The organism is Aurantimicrobium sp. (assembly GCF_036667855.1).
GTDB lineage: Bacteria > Actinomycetota > Actinomycetes > Actinomycetales > Microbacteriaceae > Aurantimicrobium.
On the sequence record NZ_JAVWTF010000005.1, the window covers coordinates 58,236 to 58,863 of the forward strand.

Sequence of the window (628 nt, forward strand, 5' to 3'; positions counted from 1 at the left end):
ACTCATTGAGCAAATGCATAACGATGTTCGCGTCACGAGAGAGATTCTTGGATTGGGTAAGTAATGGCTGAAGAATTCGACACCAAGAACGACGACCTCGGAGAATCCCAAGATGTGGGCGGCGTGAAAGTTGCTGTTGCGCAGTTCGGTCCTGGGCCCAACCCAGCAGAGAACGTGAGCACCATTCAGGCTCTCGTACACGCTGCGTCTCACAACGATGCTCGACTCATTGTTCTGCCAGTACTCGTCTGTGCTGGGCGGCAAGCTCGGTGACTGGGTGTTTGAATACGCCGAGACTATGGACGGCCCCTTCGTGGAAGCCATGACCGAGCTGGCAGATGAGTGCAACATTGCCATCGTTATCGGCATGCTTGAAAAGTCTGACAACCCCGACGATAAGCGCCCCTACAACACCGCTATCGCGGTGCTGCCAGGGGCAGGCGTCGTGGCGAGATATCGCAAGGTGCACCTCTATGACGCCTTCGACATGCTCGAAAGCGAGTGGATGCAGGCAGGAGATCCTGCAGAGGCCCCTCAGCTATTCACCGTGGATGATCTCACGGTAGGAATGCAGACTTGCTTTGATTTGCGTTTCCCCGAGACCACCAGGCGTTTGGTGGATGCCGGT

General features: G+C 55.7%; 2 protein-coding genes. Both read left to right on the top strand.

Annotation, left to right across the window (positions count from 1 at the left end; genetic code table 11):
- The first annotated feature begins 63 nt into the window (after positions 1-63).
- A complete protein-coding gene (locus RR877_RS02740) occupies positions 64-273 on the top strand; it encodes a hypothetical protein (RefSeq protein ID WP_332627675.1) in 210 nt (69 codons plus the stop codon).
- Positions 218-628: nitrilase-related carbon-nitrogen hydrolase (locus tag RR877_RS02745; RefSeq protein ID WP_332627676.1), on the top strand; the 411-nt coding region annotated here is incomplete at its 3' end. The genes RR877_RS02740 and RR877_RS02745, both read left to right, overlap by 56 nt.

What these genes read in the sequence shown, in the direction of transcription:
- RR877_RS02740 (WP_332627675.1), top strand. Translation starts at nt 64, where the DNA reads ATGGCTGAAGAATTCGACACCAAGAACGACGACCTCGGAGAATCCCAA.